Here is a 25,402-nt window from a genome sequence, read left to right on the forward strand (position 1 = left end):
GGCAAGCCCAACCACCCGCAGACCCAGGGCAGCATCGAACGCTTCCAGCAGACCCTTAAGAAGCACCTGCCGCCACCGGCCCGGCCAGCACCGTCGCCGAGCTCCAGCACCGCCTGGACGCCTTCGTCACCTACTACAACCACACCCGCCCGCACCGGTCTCTGAACCGCGCGACACCAGCCGCCGCCTACGCCGCCACCCCTATAGCCGTCCCGCTCGGCTCACCCCACGGACGCGACAACAGAGTCCGCACCGACCGCGTCGACTCCGCCGGCAAGGTCACCCTGCGCCACAGCCGACACCTCTACAAGATCGGCATCGGCCGAGCCCACGCCCGGCTCCCGATCGTCATGGTCATCCAGGACCTGCACATCACCAGGACCTGCACATCACCATCGCCGCAGCCGGCACCGGCGAGATCCTCCGCGAACTCACCCTCGACACCAGCCGCACCTACCAGCCCCCACAAACGACGAAGCCCGAACCCTCAAACTGAGGGTCCGGGCTGTCGCTGATGTCTTGCGACATCACAAGGGTGGAGCTAGGGGGATTCGAACCCCCGACCTTCTCATTGCGAACGAGACGCGCTACCAACTGCGCCATAGCCCCATCATGCCCTCGCGAGCACCGGACCACGATAGCACCGGCCCACGCGGAGGTGCGAAATCGGAGGCCGTTCCGCGGCAGTTGCCTTCGTCACGTCCGACTGGGCGGGTGCTACTCGCCGGCGGCGCGGCGACGCGCCAGGACGGCGTCGAGGTCCAGGGTGAGCGCGACCGGCTCCTCCACCGGCGCCTGCGCACCCGCCGGGGAGGCGACACTCGGGCGCTGCGGCACTGCCGCCGTCGGCCCTGCCACGGTCTCGTACGGAGCGACGTCACGTCGGGGAGCGTCCTGCTTGAGCGTGTAGGAGGGCGCGGGGACCGGGACGGGCGTCCACGGACGGTCCTCGGCCGCCTCGGCCGCTCCGGTCGCCTCCGGGGCACTAGGTGCGGCCTCGGCGTCATTGGCCGGAGTGGCCGTCGCGGGCGCTGCGTCGACAGGTGCCTCGACGGCGTGGGCGGGGGCCGCCGGCGCCTCGAGGTCGTCCTCACCGGAGGTCGAAGCACTCATCGAGGACTCCAGGGCCGCGACCGTCACGGGGGCCGTCGGCTCGACCGGCACGGCCGCGACGCGCGCGGAGGTCTGGGAGGTCTGAGCTTCGGGCGCCTCGAGGTCGTCCTCGCCCGGGCCGTCGACCGCGGCGGTGACCGGGCGCCCGGTGGCGTCATCACGGGTCTCCGAGGTCTCGTCGTCGTGCGTCACGGCGGCGGCGCGGCGGTCGGCCGGGGCGGCGGTGCGCCGCGGCGGGGCGGCCTGCGCCCGGCGCGAGACGGCCTTGAGGCGGGCCTCGAGGCGCGCCATCTCCGCCCGGTCGCGACGGTCGTGCGCGGCGGCCCGGACCGCGGTGCGCCGGCCGAGCACGAGGACCGTGCCGAGCAGCAGGGTCGGGACGACGGCGAGCGCCCAGCCGGCGCCGGCGATCCCGACCGCGGCCCAGGCCCCGCCGCTGAGGAGCAGCAGCACGACCGTGAGCACCAGGCGGCGCCGGGCGGCGGCCGCCCTTCGCGAGACCCGGGCAGCACGTGCCGCCCGGGCCGCGGCGAGGGCGCGGGCGTCCTCCGTGGCGCGCTCGGCGCTGGCACGAGGCCTGTTCATGGGTGCCTCCGGTCGTCGGGCGGGGTCGTGCAGGTAGGGTCGTGCGCCGCTGGTGTGGCCCCGGGGGTGGACGACCCGCCCCTGCGCCGTGTCCGGCGTCCCGGCCGTGGCCAGGATGCGGAGATCGCCGGAGAACCGGTCCTCCACACGCGAGTCGAGCAGCTGCTGCCGGGTCCGCACCAGGTGCGGGAGCAGGTAGCCGAGGAGAATCAGGGTCAGCGCAACGACCACGTACCCCTGAAGCTCCACGACCCCACGCTAGGTCCCCCGCGGCGCCCGGCGCAGGACCGGCGTGCGGTGTGTCTTACAGCAGTGTGATTCGCCGGTCCACGGGCGTCCTCAGCGCACCGTGCCGCCGTGCTCCCGCCAGCGCCGGACGAGCCCCCCGGGGACCTCCTCGACGGTGAGGGCGAAGGAGCGGTGGTCGCGCCAGTCGCCCTGGATGTGCAGGAACCGGCGGCGCACCCCCTCGTCCCGGAAGCCGAGCTTCTCGACCACCCGCAGCGATGCGGCGTTCTCGGGACGGATGTTGATCTCGATCCGGTGCAGGCCGGCCTCGAACCAGGCGTAGTCGCTCGCCATGGCCACCGCGAGCGGGGTCACCCCCCGGCCCGCCACGTGCTCGGAGACCCAGTAGCCCACGGTCGCCGAGCAGAAGGATCCCCGGGTGATGGAGGAGACGGTGAGCTGGCCGACGAGCTCGTCGTCGAGCTCGACGACGAACGGCAGCGCCGTGCCCGCCCGGGCGCCCCGGTCCAGGGTCCGGACGTAGGACCGGAAGGTCGCCGGCGGCTCCCCCGTAGGCGAGGTCGCCTCCCACCGCTCCAGCCAGGAGGCGTTGGCGCGGCGCAGCCGCTCCCAGGCGGCACGGTCGCGCTGGCGCAGCGGCCGCAGCCCCACCCGGTCCTCGACCAGGGTCACCGGCCACGGGACGACGACGCTCACGGTTCGCTCACGCGTCCAGCAGGAGGCAGTGGAGCCGGTCCCCCGCCCGGACGTCCGTCACGTCCTCCGGCACCACCGCGAACGCGTTGGACCGGGCGAGCGCGGAGACCAGGAGCGAGGCGGGTGCGCCCACGGGCTCGGCCCGGTACCCCTCGGCCGGGGTGCCGGTGACGTGCACGCGCACGAACTCGCGCCGCCCGGCCGGGGAGTACCAGCCGTCGGTCACGGCCGCGGGCACCGAGTCGCGGTAGAGGTCGGCGTAGCCGGCCATCGTGCGCAGAGCGGGGCGCACGAACGTCTCGTAGGCGACCTGGACCGCCACCGGGTCCCCGGGCAGCGCGAAGATCGGCGTGCCGTCCCCCACGTGCCCGACGCCGAGCTGTCGGCCGGGCCACATGGCGACGTTGTCGAAGCGCACCGTCCCCAGCGGGGCGAGCACCTCCTTGACCGTGTCGTTCCCGCCGTAGGACAGGCCCCCGGTGGTGAGGATGAGGTCCGCCCGCACGAGCTGGTCCTCGAGGGTCTCCCGCAGCTCGCGACGCCCGTCGGGGACGGCGGCGACGCGGAAGGTGGCCGCGCCCGCGTCCTGCACCGCGGTGGCGAGCGCGTGACCGTTGGCGTCGTAGACCTGGCCCGGCTCGGCACGGCGGCCGGGCTCGACCAGCTCGTCGCCCACCGAGACGATCACCACCCGCGGGCGCGGATGGACCGCGACGCGGCCCCGCCCGGCGGCGGCGAGCAGGGCGACCTGGCGGGCGCCGACCCGCTCCCCCGCAGGCAGCACGATCTCCCCTGCACGCAGGTCCTCCGCCCGCCGGCGGACGTTCTCCCCCTCGACGGCGGCGGTCCGCACGGCGACGGTCGCACGCCCGAAGTCGGTCTGCTCGATCGGCACCACGGCGTCCGCGGCCACCGGCAGCGGCGCACCCGAGGCGATGCGCACCGCCGTGCCGCGCACGAGGTGGCTCGGGTCGACCGCGCCGGCCCGCACCTCGTCGATGACGCGCAGGGTCACCGGCGCGTCCGGGTGCGCGTCCACCACGTCCGCCGCCCGCACCGCGTAGCCGTCGGTGGCCGCGAGGTCGGCCACCGGCAGGTCGGCGGCGGCCAGGACGTCCTCGGCGAGGATGCAGCCGACGGCGTCTGGCAGGACGACCTCGAGCGGCGGCAGCGGCCCGACCGCCGCCAGGCACGCGGCGAGGTGCTCCTGGACGCTCCTCACGGCCCGACGGGCGCGTGAGGCTCGGTCGCCTCGGGGCCGGCCGCGGGCGTGGAGGCGAGCTCGACCCGGCGGCCGTGGACGAAGGCCTCGAGCCACGCGGTGAAGTCCGGCCCGACGTCGTCGCGGTCGGCGGCGAGCTGCACGACCGCCTTGAGGTAGTCGAGCTTGTCGCCGGTGTCGTACCGGCGCCCGCGGAAGACGACGCCGTGCACGCCGCCGCCCTCGGCCGGGTCCATCCGGGCGAGCGTCTGCAGGGCGTCGGTCAGCTGGATCTCGCCGCCGCGCCCGGGCCCGGTCTGCTCGAGCACGCCGAAGACCGCGGGGTGGAGCACGTAGCGGCCGATGACGGCGAGGTTGGAGGGCGCGTCCTCCACCGGGGGCTTCTCGACGAGCTCGGACACCTTGACGACGTCGCCCTGGCCCAGCGTGCCGACCGCGATGTCGGTCGGCTCCACGGCGGCCGCGCCGTAGAGGTTGATCTGGGCCGGGTCGACCTCGAGGAGGGCGATGACGGAGCCGCCGAGGCGCTCCTGGACCGCGACCATGTCGGTCAGGAGCGTGTCGCGGGCGTCGATGAGGTCGTCGCCGAGCAGGACGGCGAACGGCTCGTCGCCGACGTGGTCCTTGCCCTGCAGCACGGCGTGGCCCAGCCCCCGGGGCTCGCCCTGGCGCACGAAGTGCAGGTGGGCGAGGCCGGTGGAGCGGCGCACCGCGGCGAGGCGGGCGGCGTCGCCCTTGCGCTCGAGGGTGGCCTCCAGCTCGGGGGCGGCGTCGAAGTGGTCCTCGATGGCCCCCTTGCCGCGGCCCGTGACCATCAGGACGTCGTCGATCCCCGCCTCGGCGAGCTCCTCGACCACATACTCGATGGCCGGCCGGTCCACCACCGGGAGCATCTCCTTGGGGATCGCCTTGGTGGCGGGGGCGAAACGGGTGCCGAGGCCGGCCACGGGCACGACCGCCTTGCGGACCCTGGTACGGGACGTGTTCTCGTGTGCTGACATAGCCCGAGGCTAACGGGCGCCGGTGAGCGCGGCGTTCGCGTGATCGGGCGGCACGCCGCCTTCCGCGTTCGGCGAAACGCACCGATCTGGTGGTTTGTGACGGTCCCGGCTGAAAGACTGGGGCCATGCACCGCACGCAGCTCGCGCTTCCAAGGACGGACGGCTACGAGACGGAGGACGCGAAGCAGGTGCTCCGCCCGCTGGTCCGGGAGGCGCGCGCGCAGCGCTCCGAGGCCGAGCGCGCGCGGGCGGGCGAGGCCCTTGCCGTCAACGGCCTGGAGGCGGTCGGTGACGCGCGGTGCGTCGCGGCCTACGCCTCCCGCTCGACCGAGCCGGACTCCGGGCCGCTCCTCGAGGCGCTGCGCGCGCGCGGCACCCGCGTGCTGCTGCCCGTGCTGGGGCCGGGGCTGAACCGCGACTGGGCCGAGTACCGCGGCGCGGACGACCTCGCGGTCCGGGCACCGGGCCGTCCGCCCGAGCCCTCGGGGCCCGTGCTGCCGGCCGAGGCGATCGCCGAGGCCGACGTCGTCATCGCCCCGGCCCTCGCGGTCGACGCCCTCGGCACGCGGCTGGGGCAGGGCGGCGGCTGGTACGACCGGGTGCTGCGGCTGACCCGGCCGGGGGCGCAGGTCTTCGCGATGGTCTTCGACGAGGAGCTCATCGCCGACATGCTGCTGCCGGTGGACGACCACGATGTCCCCATCCCGGCGGTCATCACCCCGGAGCGCTGGTTCCTCCTGGAGGGGTCACGGTTCCAGAGCGACGCGCTGACGGCCCAGGCCGGCGGCCTGACTCCGATGGAGCAGCACACCGAGCGCTGAGCCGCGCCGGCGGTCACTCCGGTGGCGCGAGCGTGAGCGTCGCCGACGCCGCCTCCTCCACCGCCTCGCGGGTCCACGGCCACGGGAAGGTATCCCCCGCCGCCCACGCCTCGAGCTGGTCGGTGTAGTGGTCCGAGCCCGGGTGCCCGGACGACCCGGTCGTCGTCACCCAGGTCGAGGCGTCCAGGTCGGCGAGGTCCACGACCATGCGCATCGACGGCCCCGCCGTCACCGTGAAGTCCGGGCGGCCGAGCTCGTCGACGGCGGCGGTGTCGAACGAGGTGGCGTTGACGATCGACGTGCCGCCGGCGACCTCCTCCGCCCCCGGGTTGAAGACGCGCCGGACCAGCGCCGGCACCCCCTCGCCGCCGAGCACGGGGTGCTGCGGGGCGAACCGGTGCAGCTTGCCCCACTCCCACCCGCCGGGGTCCTTGCCCATGGTGTTGGTCAGCTGCTGGCGCGCGAGCACGAGCGCCTGGCGCAGGATCTCGTCGCGCCCCTCCACGATGTTGACCGTGGTGCGGTCGTCCCACCACGGGTCCTGCGGGTCCTCGAGCAGGCGCTGGACGACCAGCAGCCACCGGGCACCGCCGTCGGGAGCCTGCGAGGCCGGCAGGTCGTCCTCGAACGTGAGCTGGAGGATGTTGCCCCACACGGCGTTGAAGTACGCCGCCCCCGCGCTCGAGGTGGCCGCCGGGAACCCGGCCGCCGACCACTCGCGCAGCAGGTCCACCGCGTCCTCGACGAACGGGTCGTCGACGTCGACGCTGAGCAGGGCGGGCAGCACGGCGGGACCGAACGCGCTGGCGTCGTCGAGCATGATCGCGTTCATGCCGGCGACGTCGATCGGCTCGCCCTGCGCGATCTCGTGCTCGACGAGCGAGCGGAGCCGCTGGCTGCGGTAGCCGGCGTCCCAGTCGGTGGTGAGGAACGGCCCCTCGCCGGCCGGGGTCACCGCCTGGTTCGCCGCGGCGACGAACCCCTCGGCGGGGTTGAGCGTGGCTGGCATGTCCTCCGGCGGCACGAAACCTTGCCAGTCGTAGCGCGAGTCCCAGCCGGGGCGCGGCCACGACCCGTCCGAGGGGACCGGCGAGTCCGGCACCGCGGCGCGCACCGGGATCCTGCCGGGGGCCTGGTAGCCGATGTCGCCGTCGGCGGTGGCGAAGACGATGTTCTGCGACGGCACCTCGAGCAGCGCGGCGGCCGCGGCGATGTCCGCCGCGTCTCGGGCCCGGTTGATGGCGAAGATCGCGTCGCCCGTGCGCCCGGGCGTCAGCGCCGTCCACTGCAGGGCGACGGCGTAGCCGGAGAAGCCGGCGGGCGGGGCGCCCTCGGGAACGGGCACGCTCGCGGCCACGCCCGTCTCGGCGAGGACCTCGGAGACGATCGGGCCGTGCTCGGTGCTGGTGACATTGGTGACCACCGGCTCGCCGCCGTTGACCTCGATGGTCTCCCGGCGGGTCTGGAGCGGGACCCGGGCGCCGTCGCGGAGGTAGGTGCCGTCGTCGTAGAGCCGCTCGAGGGTGAAGTCGGTGACGTCGGCGCCCATGTTGGTCAGCCCCCAGGCGAGCTGCTCGTTGTGGCCGATGACCACACCGGGCAGGCCCGCGAAGGAGAACCCGGCGACGTCGAGGCTGCAGGCCTCGTCCTCGCCGGTGCAGTGCAGCCCGACCTGGTACCACAGCCCGGGTGCGTCGAGGGCGAGGTGGGGGTCGTTGGCCAGCAGGGGCTTGCCGCTGGCGGTGTGCTCGCCGGAGACCACGAAGGAGTTGGAGCCGACGCCCTCCCCCTCGCCCAGGAGCACCGGCACCGCCTCGAGCGCGCGGGCGGCACCGGCGAGGGCCTGCTCGGCTTCCGACCCGCCGAGAGCGGCGGTCAGCTCGTCGCCGGAGGTCGCGACGACGTCCCCCTCCGCCGTCGTCCCCGTGCGGTCCGCGGCGGTGGTGTCCGTCCCGGCGGAGGTCGCGGGCGCGTCCTGCGGGGCGGCCGCGGGCTGCGGCGCGGAGCTCCCGGCGATGATCGGGGCGTGCGCGTCGTACGGGTAGTCGGGGTAGAGCTCCTCGGTCCGGGCGACGTCGCCCAGCGTCCGCAGGTTGGCCGCCCTCCCGAGCTCGGCGTCGTAGTTGCCGCGCAGGTCCCACGCCATGGCCTTGAGCCAGGCGAGCGAGTCGACCGGGTCCCAGGGCTCGATCGTGCCGAGCTCCGTGGTGGTGCCGAGCACCGTGTACTCCAGGCCCAGCTCGGAGGCCTCTCGCGACTCGAGGTAGGCGTTGACGCCCTCGGCGTAGGCCTCGTAGAGGGCGCGCGACTCGTCGGTGAGCAGGTCCCACTCCTGCTCGGCGACCTGCCGCCACCCGAAGGTGCGGATGACCAGATCGGCCGAGAGGGCGGCCTCGTTGTCGCCGACCAGCTCGGAGAGCCGCCCGGCGGTGACGTGCCGGCGGTAGTCCATCTCGAAGAATCGGTCCTGCGCGTGGACGTACCCCTGGGCGCGCACGAGGTCCGCGTCGGTGCCCGCGTAGATCTGCGGCACGCCGAGCTCGTCGCGGAAGATCTCGACGGTCCCGTCCAGGCCCTCGAGCCGCTGGCTGCCGGTGTGGTCGGGCAACGGGCGCCGGACGATGCCGGCGCCGACGAGCAGACCGGCGACGAGCACCACCACGAGCACCGCGGGGACGATGAGGAGCGCCTTCTGCAGCGCGGACCGACCTTGCACCAGCCGAGCGTAACCGGGGGGCGCGGCCTGCCCCCGCATCCCGGTCGGGGTGTGCAGCGTCACCGTGCGGCCCCGGGGGTGCCAGGAGTAGGATTGGCACTCGGTGTGGCGGAGTGCTAGGTCCGCCCTCGTCCCGACGGAGGTCAGCAGTGCCCACGTATGCCTACCGGTGCACGGTGTGCGGCAACGAGTTCGAGGTCAAGCAGTCCTTCAGCGACGACGCCCTCACGGTCTGCTCCGAGTGCGGCGGCGCGCTGCGCAAGCTCTTCAGCTCCGTCGGAGTGGTGTTCAAGGGGTCCGGTTTCTACCGCACCGACTCCCGCTCGGGCTCCACCGCCTCCTCGCCCGCCGCGTCCGCCGCGTCCAAGGAGACCTCCTCCTCGAGCTCGTCGTCGTCGTCCACCTCGAGCTCGTCCACCTCGAGCTCGTCCACCTCGAGCTCGTCCTCCGCCCCGGCGAAGGCTGCCGCGGCGAGCTGATCCACCGGCCGGCCCCCGGGCCGGTCGCACCGCGCGCGTCCCGCTGCGCGGCCCTGGCCGGGTCCTCCCGGCCGAGGGTGGAGGGACGGTCCGGGCCGCCTCCGGAGCCCGGAACCGTCCACACCCTCGCTCGTCGCACCACCGTCCACAGCGGGCCACGACGTCGTGGCCGCCGGGCCGGGCGTCCTTCTAGCTTCGCGGTATGCGCGCTCGCACGCCGGTCCCGCCGTCCCGCTCCGCCGCCGCCCGCGCGCGCCGCTTCCTGTGGCGTCGGCGCCACCTCCTTGCCGCCCTGTGCCTGGCCTGTGCCGCGGCGGTCGCCGTCAGCGCCCTGAGACCCCCGGACCCGCCCGCCGAGCGGGTGCTCACGCTGACCGCCGAGCTGCCCGCGGGCAGCGTGCTCGCCGCCGACGACGTGCGGCTCGAGTCCCTCCCGGTCGGCGCGCAGCCGGCCGGTGTGCTCCGCGACGCCGACGAGGCGGTGGGGCGCCCGCTCGCGGTGGGCCTGGCGGCGGGGACCGCCCTGCAGCCGGCCATGCTCGCCGGACCCGGCCTGGCGTCCGCGGCCCCGCCGGGCACCGTCGTCGTCCCGGTGCCGGTCGCCGACGCCGCCACCGCCCGCCTCGCCGAGCCGGGGCAGCGCATCGACCTCGTCGCCGCCGGCAGCGACGTGGGCGTGGAGTCGACGGACGCCAAGGTCGTCGCCCGGGACGTCGTCGTCCTGGCCACCTGGACCCCGGAGACCGGTGGCGGCCTCCTCGAGCCGGGCGTGGGGAGCGTCACCTACCTGTACGTGGCCGCGGGCGAGAGGGTCGCTACCGTACTCGTAGGCTCGAGCGCCTGGGCCCCCCTGCGCGCCGTTCTCAGGAGCCCGTGACGCCGGGTCCCCCCGTCGCGCTTTCCCATTCTCAAGGACACTTCATGCTGGCTGGTTTCAAGGAGTTCATCTCGCGCGGCAACGCCATCGACCTCGCCGTCGGCGTGGTCATCGGCGCCGCGTTCACGCAGGTCGTCACGGCGATCGTCGAGAAGGTGCTGAACCCGCTGATCGGCGGGATCTTCGGCAAGCCCGACTTCGACAACCTCTGGGTCATCACCCTCGGCTCCGGCGACGACGTCGCGGAGGTCCTGCCCTTCTCCATCCTCACCGCCCTGATCAACTTCCTGCTCGTCGCCGCGGCGCTGTACTTCCTCGTGGTCCTGCCGATGAACAAGCTCGCCGCCCGCCGCAAGGTGGAGGAGACCGAGCCGGCGGCCCCCGCCGAGGACGTCCGCGTCCTCACCGAGATCCGCGACCTCCTCGCCGCCCAGCAGCGCGGCGCCGACGGCGGCGCGACCGTCAGCGCCCCGCGCACCCACTGACCGCGAAGGCCCGCCACGACGTGGCGGGCCTTCGTCGTCCCCGGGTGCTCAGCGCTCCGGCCGTCAGGGCCCGGCCGTCAGCGTCGGCCCCAGTGCGGCGGGACGTCGCGCAGCAGACGGGCGTCGTTGGCGCCCTCGCCGCGGCCCGGCTCGCCGGAGACGACCAGCGGCCCGGTGTCCGGGGCGTGCAGGGCGTCGACCGGGTCGGCGATGTCGCCGGACTCGAGCCGACGCCGGTCCACCTCGGACAGCGCGACGACGCGACGGTGACGGCGGCGTGGACGTGGCTGTCCGGACGCACCGGGCACCTCGCCCGCACCGGTGCTCATCGCGCCCGCCGGCGGACGACGTGCCCCAGGACGGCGTCCACCTGGGCGCCGCGGCGCGTGAGCGCGAGCTCGTTGCGCAGCTCCTCCACCAGCTCAGTGTCCTCCCGCTCGGCGCCGTCGGACTCGATCCAGGCGACGAGATCGTCGAGCTGGTCGTCGCTGTAGGCAGCCAGCGGCAGGCTGCGCACGACCAGCGGACGAGGGCCCCGCTCGCGCACCGGGACCGCACGCGGCCGGGCGGCGGGCTCCGCCGTCTCGCTCGGCCCCGCCGCGCTGCCGGCGGTGCCGGCGCCGTCGGCCGGGGCGGCACCGTCGACCGGGGCGGTGCCAGCCGGGGCGGCGCCGTCGGCCGGGCCGCTGTCCCCCTCGGCCGCGACGGCCCCGTCGCTCTCTCCCGCCGCGGAGGCGCCCGGCCCGTGCGGCGCATCCTGCGGAGCGCCGGCCGGGTTGTCGGCGCTCTCCCCCGTGTCGTAGGTGTGCGGCAGCGCGGTCATCCCCGGCGCGGCGGGGCGGGCGGCGAGCGCGGCGGCCCGCCTGTCCTCGACGACCTCGAGCACCGCGTCGAGGATGGCCTGAGCCTCGGCCTGCGGGTCCATGAACACGGCGGTGGAGAACGCCATGTGCACCCGCCAGCCGCGCGCGGTCAGCCGCTGCACCCAGTGCCGGTCGCGGCGCCGCAGAGACTGCTCGGCCACGTACTCGGCGTCGTCCGTCAGCACCGCCACGAGCAGCTCGCCCGGCAGGTCCGGGTGGCCGATCGCGAGCGGGATGCGCACCCCGCCCTCCACGCCGTAGCGGGGCACCACCGTCAGACCGAGGCGCCAGAGCCGCTCGGCCAGGTCTACCAGGAGCTGGTCGGGGCTCTCGGCGGGCGCGGAGTCGGGCTGCTCGGCGGGCAGGTCCCCCGTCGCGGCCTGCTCGATGAGGTCGGCGAGGAGCTGCGGCCCGGCCTGGCGCAGCCGTGAGCGGTCCAGGTCCCCGGGGCCGATGCAGCTGACGAGCACGAGCTGGTGGCGCACGGCGTCGAGGGCGTCGACGAGGCAGGCGAGCCCGTCGGGCGCGGAGATCGGCCCGAACCGGTGCAGCACGCGCCCGTGCGGCGTCTTGCCGAAGCCGACCGAGAGGATGACGACGTCCCGGCGCAGCCCGCCGGCGGCGTCCACCTCGACCACCGTGAACGGCTCGTCGCGGTCGTGGCGGAAGAACTCCGCCACCGCGGGGCTGCCGGCCACCGCGGCGTTGACCGCCTCGCGGACCCGTTCGGCGTGGCGGGGGTTGAGGGCGACGACGGCGAGGGACTGCTCCGGGCGGGAGAGCGCGTGGTCCACCACGAGGTCGACGACGTGGTCGACCTCGGACTGCACCGACTCCACCGCGTCGCTGCCGGGCGCCGGCATCCCGAAGCCCTCCACGAGGTCCAGGCGCATGCGGGAGGCCGACGGCGGGGCCGGCACGGACCGGATGACGCCGTCGTAGCCGTGGGTGGCGAGGAACGCGGAGATCCCCTCGTCGCGCTCGGCGCGGCCCGTCGGGAGCGTCACGGCGGGCAGGAGCGGCGCCAGCGCGCCGACCAGGCCGTCGCCGCCGCGGCGGGAGTCGCCGACCAGGACCACCTGGCGCGCCCGGGCGAGCAGGGACACGGCCTGCTCGACGGGGAGGTGCTGCACGCCGTCGAGGATGAGCAGGTCGACGCTGGGCCCCTCGGGCAGGACCTGCGGGACGAGCATCGGGGCGATCAGCCACACCGGCCGGGCCACGGGGGCGAGGTGCGGGTAGGTGCCGAGGGTCTCGCGCAGGTTCGCACCGTGGTCGGCGCCGAGGGCCGCGTAGAGCCGGGCCGCCTCGTCGCGGTGGTCACGCACCGTGGCGCGCACGCGGGCGGCGACGGCGCGGCGCACCGGGCCCACGAGCGAGTCGACCTGGGACTCGTCGAGCTCGCGGAACCGCGCGGCGAGCGCCTTCAGCGCCGGCCCGTCCAGGCCGGCGAGCGCGGGGTCGGTGCGCAGGATCTGCTCGAGCACCGAGCTCCACCACGCCAGGTCGAGCTCCGACCCGACGAGGGCGGTCGGGACGCGCCGCTGCGCGAGGTCGTCCACGAGGCCGCCGAGGCCCTGCTCGCGCAGCTCGCCGAGGAGCCGGGTGCGCTCCGGCAGCAGCCGCAGCGCCGGCGCGTCGAGGCCGAGCTCCCTCATCCGCTCGGTCAGGGCCGGCAGCGGGACGGAGAAGAGGTCCTCGTTGCCCGCGCCGGCGCCGATGACGCCCTGGAGCTGCTCCACGTCCGCCCGGGCCTGCGCCTCGGCGGCCTTGATCTCGGCCAGGCCGTCGGGCAGCCGCGGCCAGCCGCCGGCGGGGTTGTGCCGCCGCCAGATCTCGCGCTGCTCCTGGACGCGGACGAGCTCGGCGTGGAGGTCGGCCACCGGCCGGCCGGGGCGCAGCAGGTCCTTCGCCTGCTTGCGCAGCCGGCGGCGCACCGAGCCCTTCATCGACACGCCGTTCTCCTTGCGCCACGCCGACGTGGCGGTGGCGACGACCATGTCCGCGGCGGAGCGCTCGAAGATCTGCGGCAGGAAGACGTCGAGGGCCTCCGCCACGCCGTCGAGCATGCGGAGCTGCTCGCTCCAGGCGTCGAGGGTGGTGGCCCGCTCCAGGCCGGTCTGGGCGGCGACCCGCTCGACCTGGCCGAGGACGGTGGGTAGCGTCAGCTCGCCCAGGCGCTGGGTGCGCTCGAGCGCCGCCGAGGCGGTGGGTCCGTCGGTGAGGCGGGCGCCGTACCACGGGGTGTCGTGCGGGCGGAGGGTGAAGGCGCCCAGCGCCGCGGCGCGGGCGAGGCGCTCACGGGCGTCCTCGAGGCCGCCGTCGCCGAGCCGGCGCAGCGTCGCCGCGTCGAGGCGCACCCGGGTGCGGGGACCGGGCCGGGCCGAGGTGAGGCGGGCGAGAGCCTGCAGGGCGTCGTAGGCCGAGACGCCCCACGGCTCGTGAACCGCGTGCAGGCCGGCGACGTAGCTGCCCAGGCGCGAGCGGACCTCGGTGAGCTCGCGACGGCGGGCCCGGACGCCGTCGTCGTCCACCTCCGGCAGCGCCGGGTTCAGCCCCTCGCGCAGGCGCTCGGCCGCGGTGGACCGCCACCGAGCGTCGGAGGACAGGTCGAGGGCGAGGTCGCCCAGGCCGAGGTCCTCCAGGCGGGCGAGCAGCGTGCGGCCGGTGCGCCGCGAGCCCGGCACGTACAGGACGGTGCGGCCCGAGGCGGCGGCGTCGGCGACGACGGCGGCCACGGTGCCTGCGACGTCCGCCCCGGGCGGGGCGTCGAGGAAGACGTGCCGGCCGGCCGCGACGGCGTCGACGGCGTGGGCCTGGTCGACGTCGAGGTCGCCGACCCCGCGCTCGTCCTCGGGGGCACGGTCGGCGGGGACGTGCGGGGGCGGCGGCACGTCGAGCGCGGCGCGGGCGTCCTCGTCGCCGGCGAGGGCGGCGACGACGTCGGAGCCCGGCAGGAACTCGCGCATGGCGTCCAGGTCGTCGACGAGCACCTGGCCGGGGTGCACGAACGGGCCCACCACGATGCGCTCGGAGAGCTCGAACCCGGGGAGGTGCTCGCGCCCCAGCTCGGCCAGGCGCAGCAGCGCGCCGCGCGGGGAGAAGCCGTGCTCGGTGTAGGCCGCGCGGGCCACGGCCGCGACGTCTACGCGCACCCCCGCGGCGCGCAGCGCGCGCACGAGCACCGGGTTGACCTCGATGGCGGCCTCGAGATCGATGTCGAAGTCCGACTCCGGGCCCGGGTGGACGTTCAGCCGCACGGCGCGCAGCAGCACGGGGGCGTGGATCTCGCGCACGCGGACCCGCGGCGTGGCGGGCGAGACCGCGGCCGGCCCGCCGACGGCGTCGACCGGCGCGGGCTCCGCCGTCGCGGCGTCGACGGCCGGGGCGTCGACGGCCGGGGCGTCCGCGGCAGGTGCGACGTCGGCCGGCGCTGGCGCGGCCGGGGAGACGGCGGGGTCGGCGGCGACCGCGGACGCGTCCGCCGGCTCGGTGGCTGCGCCGTCGTCCCCCGGAGCGCCGCCGGTCGTCGCGGGGCTGCCGGCGGAGGTCGCGGCGTGGTCGGCGTGGGCGTTGCCAGGGTCGCTGGAGGCCTCGAGGACCACCGTGCCCGCGTCGTCCGTGTCCTCGACGACCGGCTCGGGCAGCTCGGTCCAGGTGGCGACCCCGATGGCGAGGTAGGTGGGCGCGATGCCGTAGCGGTGGGCCATCTCGTCCGCCCGGGCCCGCACGGTGCGCGCGGCGCGGCGGGCGGCGAGCTGGGCGCTGCCCTCGCGCACGAGGTTGCTCAGGCGCGTGGTGCGCCCGGCGTAGAGCTGGGCGATGCCGGAGGGGTGCGCGGCGGTGAGGTCGATGACCGCGTCGCCCAGGAGCGTGAGGTCGGCGAGGGTGCTGGTGCCGCCGAGCTGGACGAGGCTGCGACGCCATCCGGCCACCGCCGCCTCGACCGTGGCGGCGCGCTCCGCGGCGACGGGCCGCGGGCGGGGCCGGCCGGTGGCGGGGGCGGTGCGTCCGGCGCCACGGCCGAACGCGGAGCCGGGTGCGGGGGCGTCCGGCACGACGGTCTCGGACGTCCGGGCGCGGCTGTCTTGGGCGGTCGGGGCGGCGGCGTGACGGCGCGGAGCCCCGCCGCGGAAGAAGAGCGCAGGAGGGGTCATTTCTCCAAGGTAGGCAGGGCGGGCGCGCGGAGCGGGGAGCCGCGCCGTGGCGTCTTCGCACATGTGGGGCGCACCCCTGGGAGCCGGGCCGGGGAGGGCGGCCATGTCGCTCGGGGCGGCGGGGACGGAGCGCGTGGCCAGCTCCTGGGGATGGAGCGCGACGCGCAGGGGGGGCAGGCGTCGCGCTCCATCTGGCGCACAGCATGGCGCCTCGCGCGGGCCGCGCGCAAGCACGTCCGGGTACCGGCGCGCACCGGGCCTGCCGTCCCGCGCCGGGAAGTTTCGGCCCCGGGCCCCCACGCCCCTCGCGGGACGTCCCTCCGGAAGCCCGGGACGAGACGAAGGTAACCGGGCACGGCCCTCGTCACGTCCCGTTGCGGTCTCGTGGCGCGGCCGGAAGTGGACGTGGCAGGAGGCTGCCAACCTCCGCTCAGCGCAGCGCGGCCGGGTCCACGGTGCGGCCGGTGGCCGCCGCCTCGCCGATGGCGCTGAGCAGGCGGATGGTGAGCGTCGCGTCGGCCGCGTCGACCGCGGGCGGCCGGCCCTGCTCGAAGGCGTCCAGCACGTCGCGCCACTGGGCGAGGTGGCCGCCGATCCCGATGCCGCGCGGGTCCGCCGCGCCCGTGACGTCCCCGCCCGGCGCCGTGCCGAGGTCCGGCGCGGGGACGCCGTCGACGTCCCAGCGCACGACGCGTCCCTGCGCGATCTCGATCCCGCCGCGCGAGAGGTCCAGCGCGAGGGTGGCCGGTGAGCCGGGGTACGTGGCGGTGGAGGTGCTGACCAGGCCCAGCGCCCCGGAGGCGAAGCGGACCGTGGCCACCGTGGTGTCCTCGGTGTCGATGGGATGGGCGAGGGTGGCCTGCTGGGCGGTCACGGCCACCACCTCGCCGCACAGCCAGCGCAGGATGTCGACGTAGTGCATCCCCTGGTTCAGCAGGGACCCGCCGCCACCGTCGGCGGTGGTGCGCCAGGGCGCGGCGGCGTAGTAGGCGTCGTCGCGCCACCAGTGCACGTGCGTGCGTGCGAGGCGGAGCTCGCCGAGGTCGCCGGCGTCCATGCGCGCCTTGAGGTAGAGGTTCTCCGGCTCGAACCGGCGCTGGGAGATCATGGCGACCGTCAGCCCGCGCTCCGCCGCGAGCGCGGTGATCCGTTCGGCCTCTCCCACGGTCAACGACAGCGGCTTCTCGACGACGGCGTGCCGGCCGGCCTCGAGCGCGGCGAGCGTCTGGGCGCCGTGCACCGCGGACGGCGAGCAGACCACGACGATCTGCACGCCGGGGTGGGTGGCGACGTCGTCGTGGCCCACCTTGACGGCGTCCGGCCACCCCGCCTCCGCGGCGGCCGCGGGGCTGCCGCCGCTGTAGGCGACCAGGCCCACCCGGTCCCCCAGCTCGTGCAGGACGCGCGCGTGGGCCGCCCCGATCGTGCCCAGTCCGATGATTCCCACCCCGATGCGCCGGTCCACGAGTCGCTCCCTCACGTTGAGATTCGGTGGCGCCACCCTAGCCGCGCCAAGGGGCGCCCCGGCGTGAGCAACGGAACACCACCAATCTCCGGCGACCTGACACTTCGGGGCGGCGCGTCAGTAACCTTGGAAGGTATATGAGCCTCGACAGTCGGCCCCACGCCACCTCACGATCCGAGCACGAACCCGGCCCCGCAGACCCGCACGCGCGGGACGCAGGCGCGCCTCACGCGTCCCTTCAGGAGGCCGAGACGTTCCCCCACAGCCCTGCGACGCCCCCGGAGCCTGGGCCGGGGCCGGAGAAGGACGCGGAGAAGGACGCGCGCTCGGACCGGCCCTCCGGCGTCCAGGTCACCGCGAGCGCCCTCGCCGCGGTCACCGCGACGGGGCTCCTCTCCACCCTCGGGGTGGCGGGGACGATCATCGGGGCGGCGCTCTCGAGCGTCGTGACCGTGCTGGCGAACTACCTGTACAGCAGCTCCCTGCGCCGGACGGCCGCCCGCGTGGCGGCTGCGCCGCCGGTGCGGAAGGTGCGGGCCCGCACGCTCACCGGTACCACCGCGACCATCGCGCTCTCCGACCGCGCCGGCGACGGCTCGACCGTCGCGCTCGAGGCGGCAACGGTGAACGGCTTCGCGGCGCCCGCCGCCGCGACGGGCAGCACGGCGGTCGGCTCCGCGGCCGGTGCCGCCGGCAGCCGGACGGACCGCCTGCGGGCGGCCTGGCGCTCCGTCGTCGACCGGTACGGCTACCGCAGGATCGTCGTCACCGTCGTGGCGTTCTTCGCGGCCGTGCTGGCCGCCGTGACGCTCGTCGAGCTCGCGGCGGGCAAGCCGCTGTCGAACGTCGTCCGGGGGGAGGAGGGCGTCGGCACCTCGCTCTTCGGCAACGCTCCGGCCGTCGTCGGGACGGGGACGACGGACCCCGGCTCCGGGACGGTCCCCGGGGAGGGCACCGGCACCGGCACGGAGGACCAGGTCACCGACCCGGCCACCCCGGCGCCCGGCGTCGAGCAGCCCACCGGGACGGAGGGTGAGATCGTGGAGGAGGCCCCGACGACGGAGCCCGAGCCGGGGTCCGACGTCGAGGAGGCCACCCCGCCCGCCGACGAGGCCCCCGGGGCCGAGGAGCCCTCGCCCGCGCCGGGCGAGTCGCCCACGCCCGCCGAGCAGACCCCGGCCGAGAACGCCCCCTCCCCGGAGCAGCCCGGTACCGCTGCGGAGAACGCCCCGGCGGAGTGACCCGCAGCGGCTACCGCAGGAGGTCGGGGACCGCCTGGAACGCCGTCGCCACCGCGACCGCGGCGAGCAGGACGGCGAACGCCGTGGTGAGCCGCTGGGGCTGGGACCGCGCGGAGACGCGAGCCCCCACGACGCCGCCCGCCATGGAGGCCAGGGCGAAGGCGGCGACGAGCGCCCAGTCCACCTGCCCGAGGCTGTCGGTCCGGCCCGCCAGTCCGGTGAGCGAGTTCAGCACGATGACCAGCAGCGAGGTGCCGACGGCGTGGCGCATCGGCAGGCCGAGCGCGAGGACGAGCGCGGGGACGACGGCGAAGCCTCCCCCGACCCCGAAGAACCCGGTGAGCAGCCCGGTCAGGCTGGCGGCGCCGACCACGAGGGCGGCGTGCCGCACCCGTCGCCGCCGGGGTGCGTCGTCGAGCAGCTCGGCGTGCCGGGTGACGTCGGAGCCCGGCGCCGAGTCCGCGTCCCGTCCCGGCTCCGCGTCGAGCCGCTCCGGTTCCGGTCCTTCGCTCGGGCCCGCCGGGCGCCGCAGCGCCTTGCGGAGCATGAGGACCGCGACGACGGCGAGGAGGGCGGAGAACGCGGTCATGAGAACCGCCGGGTCGGCGGCCGCGGAGAGGCGGGAGCCGAGAAACGCCCAGACCGCCCCGAGCACACCGAAGGCCGCGCCCTGGGACCAGCGCACGTTCCCGCCCCGGGCGTGCGGGACGAGCGCCGTCAGCGAGGTCGCCCCGACGATGACGAGGGACGCCGTCGCGGCGGCGTAGGGCGCCGTGGACAGCAGGTACACCAGGATCGGGACCGTGAGGATGCCGCCGCCGCCTCCGAGAGCGCCCACCACGACGCCCACGGCGAGCCCGATCCCGGCGGGCAGCAGCACTGACGTCACGCGGGCCATCCTCCCGTCGGCGGCCCCCGTGACCGCGCGAACCTGTGCCGGCCAACCTATCGGGATGACCGACGGGAGCTCTCAGCGTCCGTCCTCGAGCGCGTAGCGGTCCAACGCGGAGGTCCACGTCCGCGAGATCAGCCGGACCAGCGGGCGGTGCTGGAGCAGGAACAACAGCGGCCGTTGGGACCTCCGTGCGTGACCGTAGTCCCACTCGGCGTGCACCCGGCTGCCGCCGTCGGCGAGGGGCGATGTCCGGACGAGGCCCGCGCCGCCGCCGGCCGCGCCGCCGTAGCTGCTCTCCGTCACCGTCCACCTGACGACGTCCGGATCGGACCAGTCGTAGCGGACGACCACCCAGAACGGCGACCCGGGGCTGCTCTCCCGCGCCACGGCCCAGGTGTCCCCGGAGTCGCGCAGCTCGTAGGTCCTGGGGTCGAGCGTGCGGTGCCAGATCTGCAGCCGCCGGTCCGTGAAGTCCGTCATCGCGCGGCGCACCTGCTCCGGGGAGGCCTTGGTCACCAGCTCGAACCGCACCTGACCATTGGAGCACCAGCGGGCGGGGTCGTCCATGGCGATCGAGGCCGTCTAGGACGGCCCTGGGGGCCGGGCGACGGACTCCCGACCGATCTTGCGCGACGCTCGGTGCCCTCGGGCAGATTCGAACTGCCGACACCCGCTTTAGGAGAGCGGTGCTCTATCCCCTGAGCTACGAGGGCGGGGACCGGGGAACAGGTTACCGGCCCCGCCACCTCGGCGCCCAAACGGAGCCCTGTTACGCCACCCGGTCCCCCGCGACGAGCCGCCCGAGCTCGGCGCCCCAGGCGCGGGCCCGCTCGAGCTCGCCGTCGAGCAGCGGGCCCTCGTACCCGTGCACGCGGAAGCTCTGGCCGCGGCCGACGGGCTCGCCGCCGAGCCGCGCGATCCGCTTCGCCGCGCCGGCGTGCGCCGAGCCCGGGAAGGGGGCCTTGACGTGCGTGTCGAAGGTGGCGACGGGCAGGTGCTCGCGCACGCTGTACGCCGCGGCCAGCCACTCGCGCACTCCCGTGACCTCGGAGATGACCGGGTGCCCGACGCGCTCGTAGGCGTCGCGCCGCGTCTCGGGCCGGCTCAGCCCGAACGCGTGCGTGGGGGCGCCGATCACGAGCAGGTCCGCGTCGAGCGACTCGAGCTCGGGGGCCTGGCTCACCTCGACCACCTCGGTCGGCATCACGGTCCGCAGCCCCTCGGCGACGGCCTCCGCGACGGCGCGGGTGTTGCCGTACATCGACTCGTAAACGACCAGTGCGCCCATGGCGACCACGACTCCTCGTCGGCGGGCGTCCGCGCTCCGACGGCGGTCCGTCCCGCTGCCCCCACCGTCGCACGCCGCCGCGGCCGCGGGAAGAGACGTTGGTCCCCGCCGCGGACGTGGTCAGAGCGCGTAGACCCGGGACTCCCACGGGGCCAGCGCGACGGCCTCCCCCGCGGCGGCCGCGCCGTCGGGGTGGGTGGTCAGCACCAGCTCCCCGGCCAGCGCGGCGGCCATGCCGGTCAGCGTCACCTCGGTCGGCTCGCTGGAGCAGTTGGCCACCACGAGCAGCATCCGCGGCCGCGGGGCGCCGTCGACGGACCCGCCTGCCGCGGCGCGTCCCTCGCCCGGCAGGGTCCGGGTGTAGGCGAACACCTGCTCGTGCTCGGGCAGCAGCAGCGCGAACCGGCCCTCCACCACGACCTCGCGGGTGTGCCGCAGCTCGATGAGGCGGCGGTAGTGGTGGAGGACCGAGTCCGGGTCTGCGACGGCGGCGGCCGCGTTGATCTGCACGTAGGACGGGTTCACCGACAGCCACGGCGTGCCGGTGGTGAAGCCAGCGTGCGGGGAGTCGTCCCACTGCATCGGCGTGCGCGCGTTGTCCCGCGAGACCGGGCCGATGCCGGCCATGACCTCGCCGTCGGACGCGCCGCCGGAGACGGACTCGCGGTAGAAGTTCAGCGTCTCGATGTCGCGGTAGCTGTCGATCTCCGCCCACCCCACGTTCGTCATCCCGAGCTCCTCGCCCTGGTAGACGTAGGGCGTGCCGCGCAGCAGGTGCAGCACGGTGCCGAGGGTCTTGGCGGAGCTCACCCGGTGCTCGGCGGAGTCGTCGCCCCACCGGGAGACGATCCGCGGCTGGTCGTGGTTGTTCCAGTACAGCGAGTTCCAGCCGGCGTCGGCGAGCCCCTCCTGCCAGGCGGCCAGGTTGGCCTTGAGGTCCGGCAGGTGCAGCGGGTTCAGCTGCCACTTCCCCACCGGTCCGTGGTCGATGCCCACGTGCTCGAAGGTGAAGACCATGTCGAGCTCGCGGTGCGCGGGGTCGGTCACCGAGCGGGCCAGCTCCAGCGTCACGCCGGGCATCTCGCCGACCGTCATGAGCACCTCGCCGTCGCGCGCGCCGGCGCCCAGGACCTCCTCGTGCATCTCGCGGAGGAACTCCTCCAGGCGGGGGCCGTTGGTGTAGAACGGCGAGCCGTCCGCGAACCGCGAGGCGCCGGCCGGGAGGCCGGGGCTGACCGTGCCGTCCGGGAGCTCGCCGTCGGGGCCGACCACCTTGGAGATGAGGTTGATGACGTCCATGCGGAACCCGTCGACGCCGCGGGCTACCCACCAGCGCATCATGTCGTAGACGGCGCGCCGGACCTCCGGGTTCTCCCAGTTCAGGTCCGGCTGCTTGCGGGAGAACAGGTGCAGGTAGTACTCCCCGCTCGCCTCGTCCCACTCCCACGTGGAGCCGGAGAAGAAGGAGTGCCAGTTGGTCGGCTCCGCGCCCGGCTCGCCGCCGACCGTGCCCGGCCGCGGCGGGCGCCACCAGTACCAGTCACGCTTGGCCGAGTCCTTGCCGGACCGCGACTCCACGAACCAGGGGTGCTCGTCGGAGGAGTGGTTGACGACCAGGTCCATCACCAGCCGCATGCCGCGCTCGTGCAGGCCGGCGATGAGCTCGTCGAGGTCCTCCAGCGTCCCGAAGGTGGGGTCGATGCCCTGGTAGTCGGAGATGTCGTAGCCGTTGTCGTCCTGCGGGGACGTGTAGATCGGCGAGAGCCACACGACGTCGACGCCGAGCTGCTGGAGGTAGTCGAGCCGGCCGATGACCCCCCGCAGGTCGCCGACGCCGTCGCCGTCGGTGTCCGCGAACGATCGGGGGTAGACCTGGTAGACGACGGCGGTGCGCCACCACTCGCCGCCCGGCGCCCGCACGGGCGCCCCCGTCCGCTCGGTCCGCACGGCTGTGTCTGGGTTCTGCTCCGTCATGCCCTTCACCCTAGGAGCCGACGTCGGGCCTCACCTTCCGGGCGTCCGCCCGCAACGTCCCTGCGCCCCCGCGAGCCGCCCGCCGGCTGGTCGCCTCGGTGCTACTTGATGGCGCCCCGGGTCACGCCGGAGATCACCCACCGCTGTGCGAGGAGGTAGACGATCAGCAGCGGCGCCATCGCCATGAGGTAGGACGCGAAGGCGAGCGTGAAGTCGGCGGAGAACTGCGCCTGGAAGACGTACTGCACGAGGGGGATCGTCGCGCCGCCGGGGTCGGAGATGATGATCACCGGGAGCAGGAAGTCGTTCCACGCCCACACGCACGTGAGGATGCCGACGGTGGCGTTGATCGGTGCCAGCAGCGGGAAGATCACCCTCCAGAAGACGCCCCACGTGCTCGCGCCGTCCATCCGCGCCGCCTCCTCCAGCTCGTGCGGGATGGAGGCGATGTAGGCGGTGTAGAGGAAGACGTTGAACGACAGCCCGTACACCGTGTAGAGCAGGATCATCCCCGCCTGGTTGTCGAGCCCGAGCGTCGCGGTGAGCTTCGCGGCGGGCAGCATGATGATCGGGAACGGGATGAACAGCGCCGTGATGAAGTAGTAGAAGAGCCCCTTGAAGACCCGCCGCCTCATGTTCCGCGCGATCGCGTACGAGACCATCGAGTTCGTCAGCAGCGTCAGGACGACGGCGCCCACGGTGATCACCGCGCTGTTCAGCGCCGCGCGCGGGTAGTTGGTCAGCCGCCACGCCTCGGCGAAGTTGCCCCACGACCACTCGCTGGGCAGCGAGAAGCCGGTGCCGCCGAGCTGCGGCGGCGTCTTCAGCGCCGTGACGACCGTGAAGTACAGCGGGATGAAGATCGTCAGGCTGAGCACGAGTAGCAGCGCGGTCAGCCACCAGTTGACGCCGCTGACGTCGCGGACCCGCCGCCGACGGCGGGGGCGTCCGCCGTGCTCTGTGTCGGGCTCGGGGAGGGTGACGGACGTGGAGTCGGTCATCAGAGCGACACCTCCTCGCGCCGGAGCACGCGTAGCTGGAAGAGCGCGAACGCCATGATGATGATCATGAAGATCACGGCGTTCGCGATCTGGTAGCCGTACTCCCCACCCTGGAAGCCGCCGCGGTAGATCAGGACGCCGATGGTCTCGGTGGCGGTGCCCGGCCCGCCCCCCGTCATGGCGATGACCTGGTCGAAGACCTGCAGGAAGTTCTTCAGCGACAGCACCACGTTGATCGTGAAGAAGGACCAGATCATCGGCATCGTGATGGACCAGAACTGTCGCCAGGGCGAGGCGCCGTCGATCGAGGCCGCCTCGTACAGCTCCGCGGGCACCGTCTGCAGCCCAGCGGTGTAGATGATGATCGCGAAGGCCACCGCCTGCCAGACGGTCATGACCACCAGGCCGATCCAGGCCAGGCTCGGGTCGGCGAGGATGGAGGTCGAGAGCCGCTCGATACCCAGCGCCTGCCCGATCGCCGGGAGCGACTGGTTGAACATGTACTGGAAGACGTACCCGATGACGAGCAGGGCCAGCACGTAGGGGATGAAGTAGATCCCGCGCAGGGCGCTGCGGAACTTGATACGCCCGTTGAGCCAGATGGCGATCACGAGCGCGATGACGTTGACGAGGATCGTGCAGACGAGCGCGAACTGGAAGGTGAAGAGGTACGCGTTGCGGACGCGTTCGTCGCTGAAGAGGGCCGCGTAGTTGGCGAGACCGACGAAGTTCCACGCCCCGTAGCCCGGGGAGTCCGTCAGGCTGTAGAAGATGCCCTGCAGCACCGGCACCGTGTGGAAGACGAAGAACAGCACGAACGCCGGCAGCACCATCCAGTAGAAGGTGCGGTCCAGGCGGCCCTCCCGCCGACGCCGGCGGCCCCCCGGGGGCTGGCCCGTCCCCCGGCTCGCGGCCCGGGACACCGTCGCGACCGTCATCACTCCTGCACCGCCCCGAGGCCCCAGGTCCGCCGTGCCGCGACCCGGTCCCAGTTGTCGTCGAGCCCGCCGAGGAACGCCTCCACGTCGCGGTCGATGAGGTACTGCTGCAGCAGCGGCGCCAGCGGGATCGCCGGGATGAACTGGTGGTCGAAGAAGCCCACGATGCGTCCTTCCTCGATATAGCTCTGGACCCCCTCCAGCGCCGGGTCGTCGTTGGCGAGTTCCTCGAGGGCGGGGATCGCCACCTGCTGCTCGGTGTACTCCTGCACGACGTCGGGCTGCATGAGGAAGTCGATGAACCGCTGCGCCTCCTCCTCGTGGGGCCCGTCGGCCGCGGCGGTGATGACGACGTCGACGCCGGAGACCAGCACCGTGTCGGCCGGGTCGTCGGTCCCGGGGAGCGCGAAGGAGCCGACCGTGAAGCCCGGCTCGAAGGAGCGGACCTGGGGCACCGCGTAGCTGCCGAGCAGCAGCATCGCCGACTCCCCCTGCGCGAACGCCCGGGTGCCCTCCTGGTACCCGAAGGCCAGCGGGTCCGGCTGGGTGTAGTCGTAGAGGGTCGCGAGCTTCTCGACCCCCTCCGGCCACGCCTCGGAGAACGACGTCTCGCCCGCGAAGCGCTGCTCCCAGAAGTCCTCCGGGGTGGTCTGCACGATCAGGGGCGCCATCGGCGACTGCGCCGTCCAGGCGTCGAGCAGCATGGCGTAGAACGGCGTGATCCCGGCCGCCTCGAAGGTCTCCGCCGCCTCGACCAGCTCCGGCCAGGTGGTGGGGACCTCGACGCCGTGCTCCTCGAACAGCTCGACGTTGTAGAGCACGCCGGAGGCGTTCGCCGCGAACGGGACCCCGTTGACCGCGCCCGGCTCCGAGGCGCCGAGGTCCTCGATCACCTGGACGTAGTCCTCGCTGACACCGTCGAGAATGGGCTCGTCGGAGAAGTCCTTGAAGATCCCGCCGGAGGCGAGCTCCCCGAACGTGGCGTTGGCGTTGAGCGTCATGACGTCGGGCACGTCCTCCTTGACCAGGCGCGTGCGCAGGGCGGTCTCCGGGTCGGGCACGTTGTCGACGACGATGCGGATGTCGGGGTTCTCCTCCTCGAACCGGTCCGCCAGCTCCTCGAAGTACTGCACCGCCTCGGGCTTGAACTGGAAGAACACCAGCTCCGTCCGCCCCTCCGCGCCGGCGGCGCACGCCGCGACCATGGAGGCCACGCCCGTCAGCCCCACGGCCGCCTGGAGTCGTCGTCGACTCACCGCAACCCCCTTTGTGACACAGGCCACATGTGTCACACCTTTGTACAAGAGGCGGGTGAGCCCGGCAACGCGAGCGCGGC

21 protein-coding genes, 2 tRNA genes and 1 pseudogene are annotated in these 25,402 nt (G+C 74.6%); 6 read left to right on the top strand and 18 right to left on the bottom strand.

Annotated elements, in window-relative coordinates; all coding sequences use genetic code 11:
* Positions 1–113 precede the first annotated feature (113 nt).
* The gene (locus tag KZX45_RS11090; RefSeq protein ID WP_248257832.1) at positions 114–515 is read left to right on the top strand and encodes a hypothetical protein; all 402 of its coding nucleotides are present in this window, start codon (positions 114–116) and stop codon (positions 513–515) included.
* Positions 516–536: 21 nt separating this feature from the next.
* On the opposite strand, the gene KZX45_RS11095 is transcribed toward KZX45_RS11090, so the two are convergent.
* The 5 genes from KZX45_RS11095 to KZX45_RS11115 all read right to left on the bottom strand — a co-directional run bounded on the left by KZX45_RS11095 (position 537) and on the right by KZX45_RS11115 (position 4,866).
* A tRNA-Ala gene (locus KZX45_RS11095) sits at positions 537–609 on the bottom strand.
* A 108-nt stretch (positions 610–717) separates the two neighbouring features.
* Positions 718–1,947: a hypothetical protein gene (locus tag KZX45_RS11100; protein ID WP_248257788.1), complete on the bottom strand. Its 1,230-nt coding sequence runs from the start codon at positions 1,945–1,947 to the stop codon at positions 718–720.
* Between the two features lie 90 nt (positions 1,948–2,037).
* Positions 2,038–2,643, bottom strand: a complete 606-nt coding sequence (locus KZX45_RS11105; RefSeq protein ID WP_248257789.1) for a GNAT family N-acetyltransferase — start codon at positions 2,641–2,643, stop codon at positions 2,038–2,040.
* A gap of 7 nt (positions 2,644–2,650) precedes the next feature.
* On the bottom strand, positions 2,651–3,865 hold the full coding sequence (gene glp / locus KZX45_RS11110; protein ID WP_248257790.1) for a gephyrin-like molybdotransferase Glp: 1,215 nt from the start codon (positions 3,863–3,865) through the stop codon (positions 2,651–2,653).
* Positions 3,862–4,866 carry a UTP--glucose-1-phosphate uridylyltransferase gene (locus tag KZX45_RS11115; protein WP_248257791.1) on the bottom strand — a complete coding sequence of 335 codons (1,005 nt, stop codon included), beginning with the start codon at positions 4,864–4,866 and terminating at the stop codon, positions 3,862–3,864. The genes glp and KZX45_RS11115 overlap by 4 nt, the downstream gene beginning before the upstream one ends.
* Before the next feature lie 125 nt (positions 4,867–4,991).
* Here KZX45_RS11115 and KZX45_RS11120 point away from each other — a divergent pair, with 125 nt between their 5' ends.
* A complete protein-coding gene (locus tag KZX45_RS11120; protein WP_248257792.1) occupies positions 4,992–5,687 on the top strand; it encodes a 5-formyltetrahydrofolate cyclo-ligase in 696 nt (231 codons plus the stop codon).
* Between the two features lie 13 nt (positions 5,688–5,700).
* Here KZX45_RS11120 and KZX45_RS11125 read toward each other — a convergent pair whose 3' ends face one another.
* Positions 5,701–8,403: a penicillin acylase family protein gene (locus KZX45_RS11125; RefSeq protein ID WP_308221730.1), complete on the bottom strand. Its 2,703-nt coding sequence runs from the start codon at positions 8,401–8,403 to the stop codon at positions 5,701–5,703.
* A gap of 149 nt (positions 8,404–8,552) precedes the next feature.
* Here KZX45_RS11125 and KZX45_RS20265 point away from each other — a divergent pair.
* Positions 8,553–8,693: pseudogene (locus KZX45_RS20265) on the top strand (FmdB family zinc ribbon protein); the annotation flags it as partial.
* A 14-nt stretch (positions 8,694–8,707) separates the two neighbouring features.
* Here KZX45_RS20265 and KZX45_RS20270 read toward each other — a convergent pair.
* On the bottom strand, positions 8,708–8,887 hold the full coding sequence (locus tag KZX45_RS20270; RefSeq protein ID WP_308221731.1) for a hypothetical protein: 180 nt from the start codon (positions 8,885–8,887) through the stop codon (positions 8,708–8,710).
* A gap of 197 nt (positions 8,888–9,084) precedes the next feature.
* On the opposite strand from KZX45_RS20270, the gene KZX45_RS11135 reads away from it, so the two are divergent.
* Positions 9,085–9,759 carry an SAF domain-containing protein gene (locus KZX45_RS11135; protein ID WP_248257794.1) on the top strand — a complete coding sequence of 225 codons (675 nt, stop codon included), beginning with the start codon at positions 9,085–9,087 and terminating at the stop codon, positions 9,757–9,759.
* 44 nt (positions 9,760–9,803) lie between these two features.
* Positions 9,804–10,244: a large conductance mechanosensitive channel protein MscL gene (gene mscL, locus KZX45_RS11140; RefSeq protein ID WP_248257795.1), complete on the top strand. Its 441-nt coding sequence runs from the start codon at positions 9,804–9,806 to the stop codon at positions 10,242–10,244.
* Between the two features lie 77 nt (positions 10,245–10,321).
* Here mscL and KZX45_RS11145 read toward each other — a convergent pair whose 3' ends face one another.
* From KZX45_RS11145 to KZX45_RS20275, 3 genes are all read right to left on the bottom strand, one after another.
* Positions 10,322–10,573 carry a hypothetical protein gene (locus KZX45_RS11145; protein ID WP_248257796.1) on the bottom strand — a complete coding sequence of 84 codons (252 nt, stop codon included), beginning with the start codon at positions 10,571–10,573 and terminating at the stop codon, positions 10,322–10,324.
* Positions 10,570–15,264 (bottom strand): hypothetical protein, encoded by a 4,695-nt coding sequence (locus KZX45_RS11150; protein WP_248257797.1) that lies wholly within the window; start codon positions 15,262–15,264, stop codon positions 10,570–10,572. The genes KZX45_RS11145 and KZX45_RS11150 overlap by 4 nt, the downstream gene beginning before the upstream one ends.
* Before the next feature lie 430 nt (positions 15,265–15,694).
* Positions 15,695–16,744, bottom strand: coding sequence for a Gfo/Idh/MocA family protein (locus tag KZX45_RS20275; RefSeq protein ID WP_248257798.1), 1,050 nt, complete (start codon positions 16,742–16,744; stop codon positions 15,695–15,697).
* A gap of 122 nt (positions 16,745–16,866) precedes the next feature.
* Between KZX45_RS20275 and KZX45_RS11160 the strand changes: the two genes are divergently transcribed.
* A complete protein-coding gene (locus KZX45_RS11160; RefSeq protein ID WP_248257799.1) occupies positions 16,867–17,970 on the top strand; it encodes a hypothetical protein in 1,104 nt (367 codons plus the stop codon).
* Positions 17,971–17,980: 10 nt separating this feature from the next.
* Here KZX45_RS11160 and KZX45_RS11165 read toward each other — a convergent pair whose 3' ends face one another.
* The 8 genes from KZX45_RS11165 to KZX45_RS11200 form a co-directional block, all read right to left on the bottom strand.
* On the bottom strand, positions 17,981–18,859 hold the full coding sequence (locus KZX45_RS11165) for a sulfite exporter TauE/SafE family protein (protein WP_248257800.1): 879 nt from the start codon (positions 18,857–18,859) through the stop codon (positions 17,981–17,983).
* Positions 18,860–18,940: 81 nt separating this feature from the next.
* The gene (locus tag KZX45_RS11170) at positions 18,941–19,396 is read right to left on the bottom strand and encodes a hypothetical protein (RefSeq protein ID WP_248257801.1); all 456 of its coding nucleotides are present in this window, start codon (positions 19,394–19,396) and stop codon (positions 18,941–18,943) included.
* Between the two features lie 109 nt (positions 19,397–19,505).
* A tRNA-Arg gene (locus KZX45_RS11175) sits at positions 19,506–19,578 on the bottom strand.
* Positions 19,579–19,634: 56 nt separating this feature from the next.
* On the bottom strand, positions 19,635–20,153 hold the full coding sequence (locus KZX45_RS11180; RefSeq protein ID WP_248257802.1) for a flavodoxin domain-containing protein: 519 nt from the start codon (positions 20,151–20,153) through the stop codon (positions 19,635–19,637).
* 120 nt (positions 20,154–20,273) lie between these two features.
* Complete coding sequence (locus KZX45_RS11185; RefSeq protein WP_248257803.1) at positions 20,274–22,127, bottom strand: alpha-glucosidase; 1,854 nt, start codon at positions 22,125–22,127, stop codon at positions 20,274–20,276.
* Positions 22,128–22,228: 101 nt separating this feature from the next.
* A complete protein-coding gene (locus KZX45_RS11190) occupies positions 22,229–23,128 on the bottom strand; it encodes a carbohydrate ABC transporter permease (RefSeq protein WP_248257804.1) in 900 nt (299 codons plus the stop codon).
* Positions 23,128–24,066 carry a carbohydrate ABC transporter permease gene (locus KZX45_RS11195; RefSeq protein WP_248257805.1) on the bottom strand — a complete coding sequence of 313 codons (939 nt, stop codon included), beginning with the start codon at positions 24,064–24,066 and terminating at the stop codon, positions 23,128–23,130. Before KZX45_RS11195 ends, KZX45_RS11190 begins: the two co-directional genes overlap by 1 nt.
* A complete protein-coding gene (locus tag KZX45_RS11200) occupies positions 24,066–25,322 on the bottom strand; it encodes an extracellular solute-binding protein (protein ID WP_248257806.1) in 1,257 nt (418 codons plus the stop codon). Before KZX45_RS11200 ends, KZX45_RS11195 begins: the two co-directional genes overlap by 1 nt.
* Between the last annotated feature and the right edge of the window lie 80 nt (positions 25,323–25,402).

Source organism: Georgenia sp. EYE_87 (assembly GCF_023148685.1).
Classification (GTDB): domain Bacteria; phylum Actinomycetota; class Actinomycetes; order Actinomycetales; family Actinomycetaceae; genus Georgenia.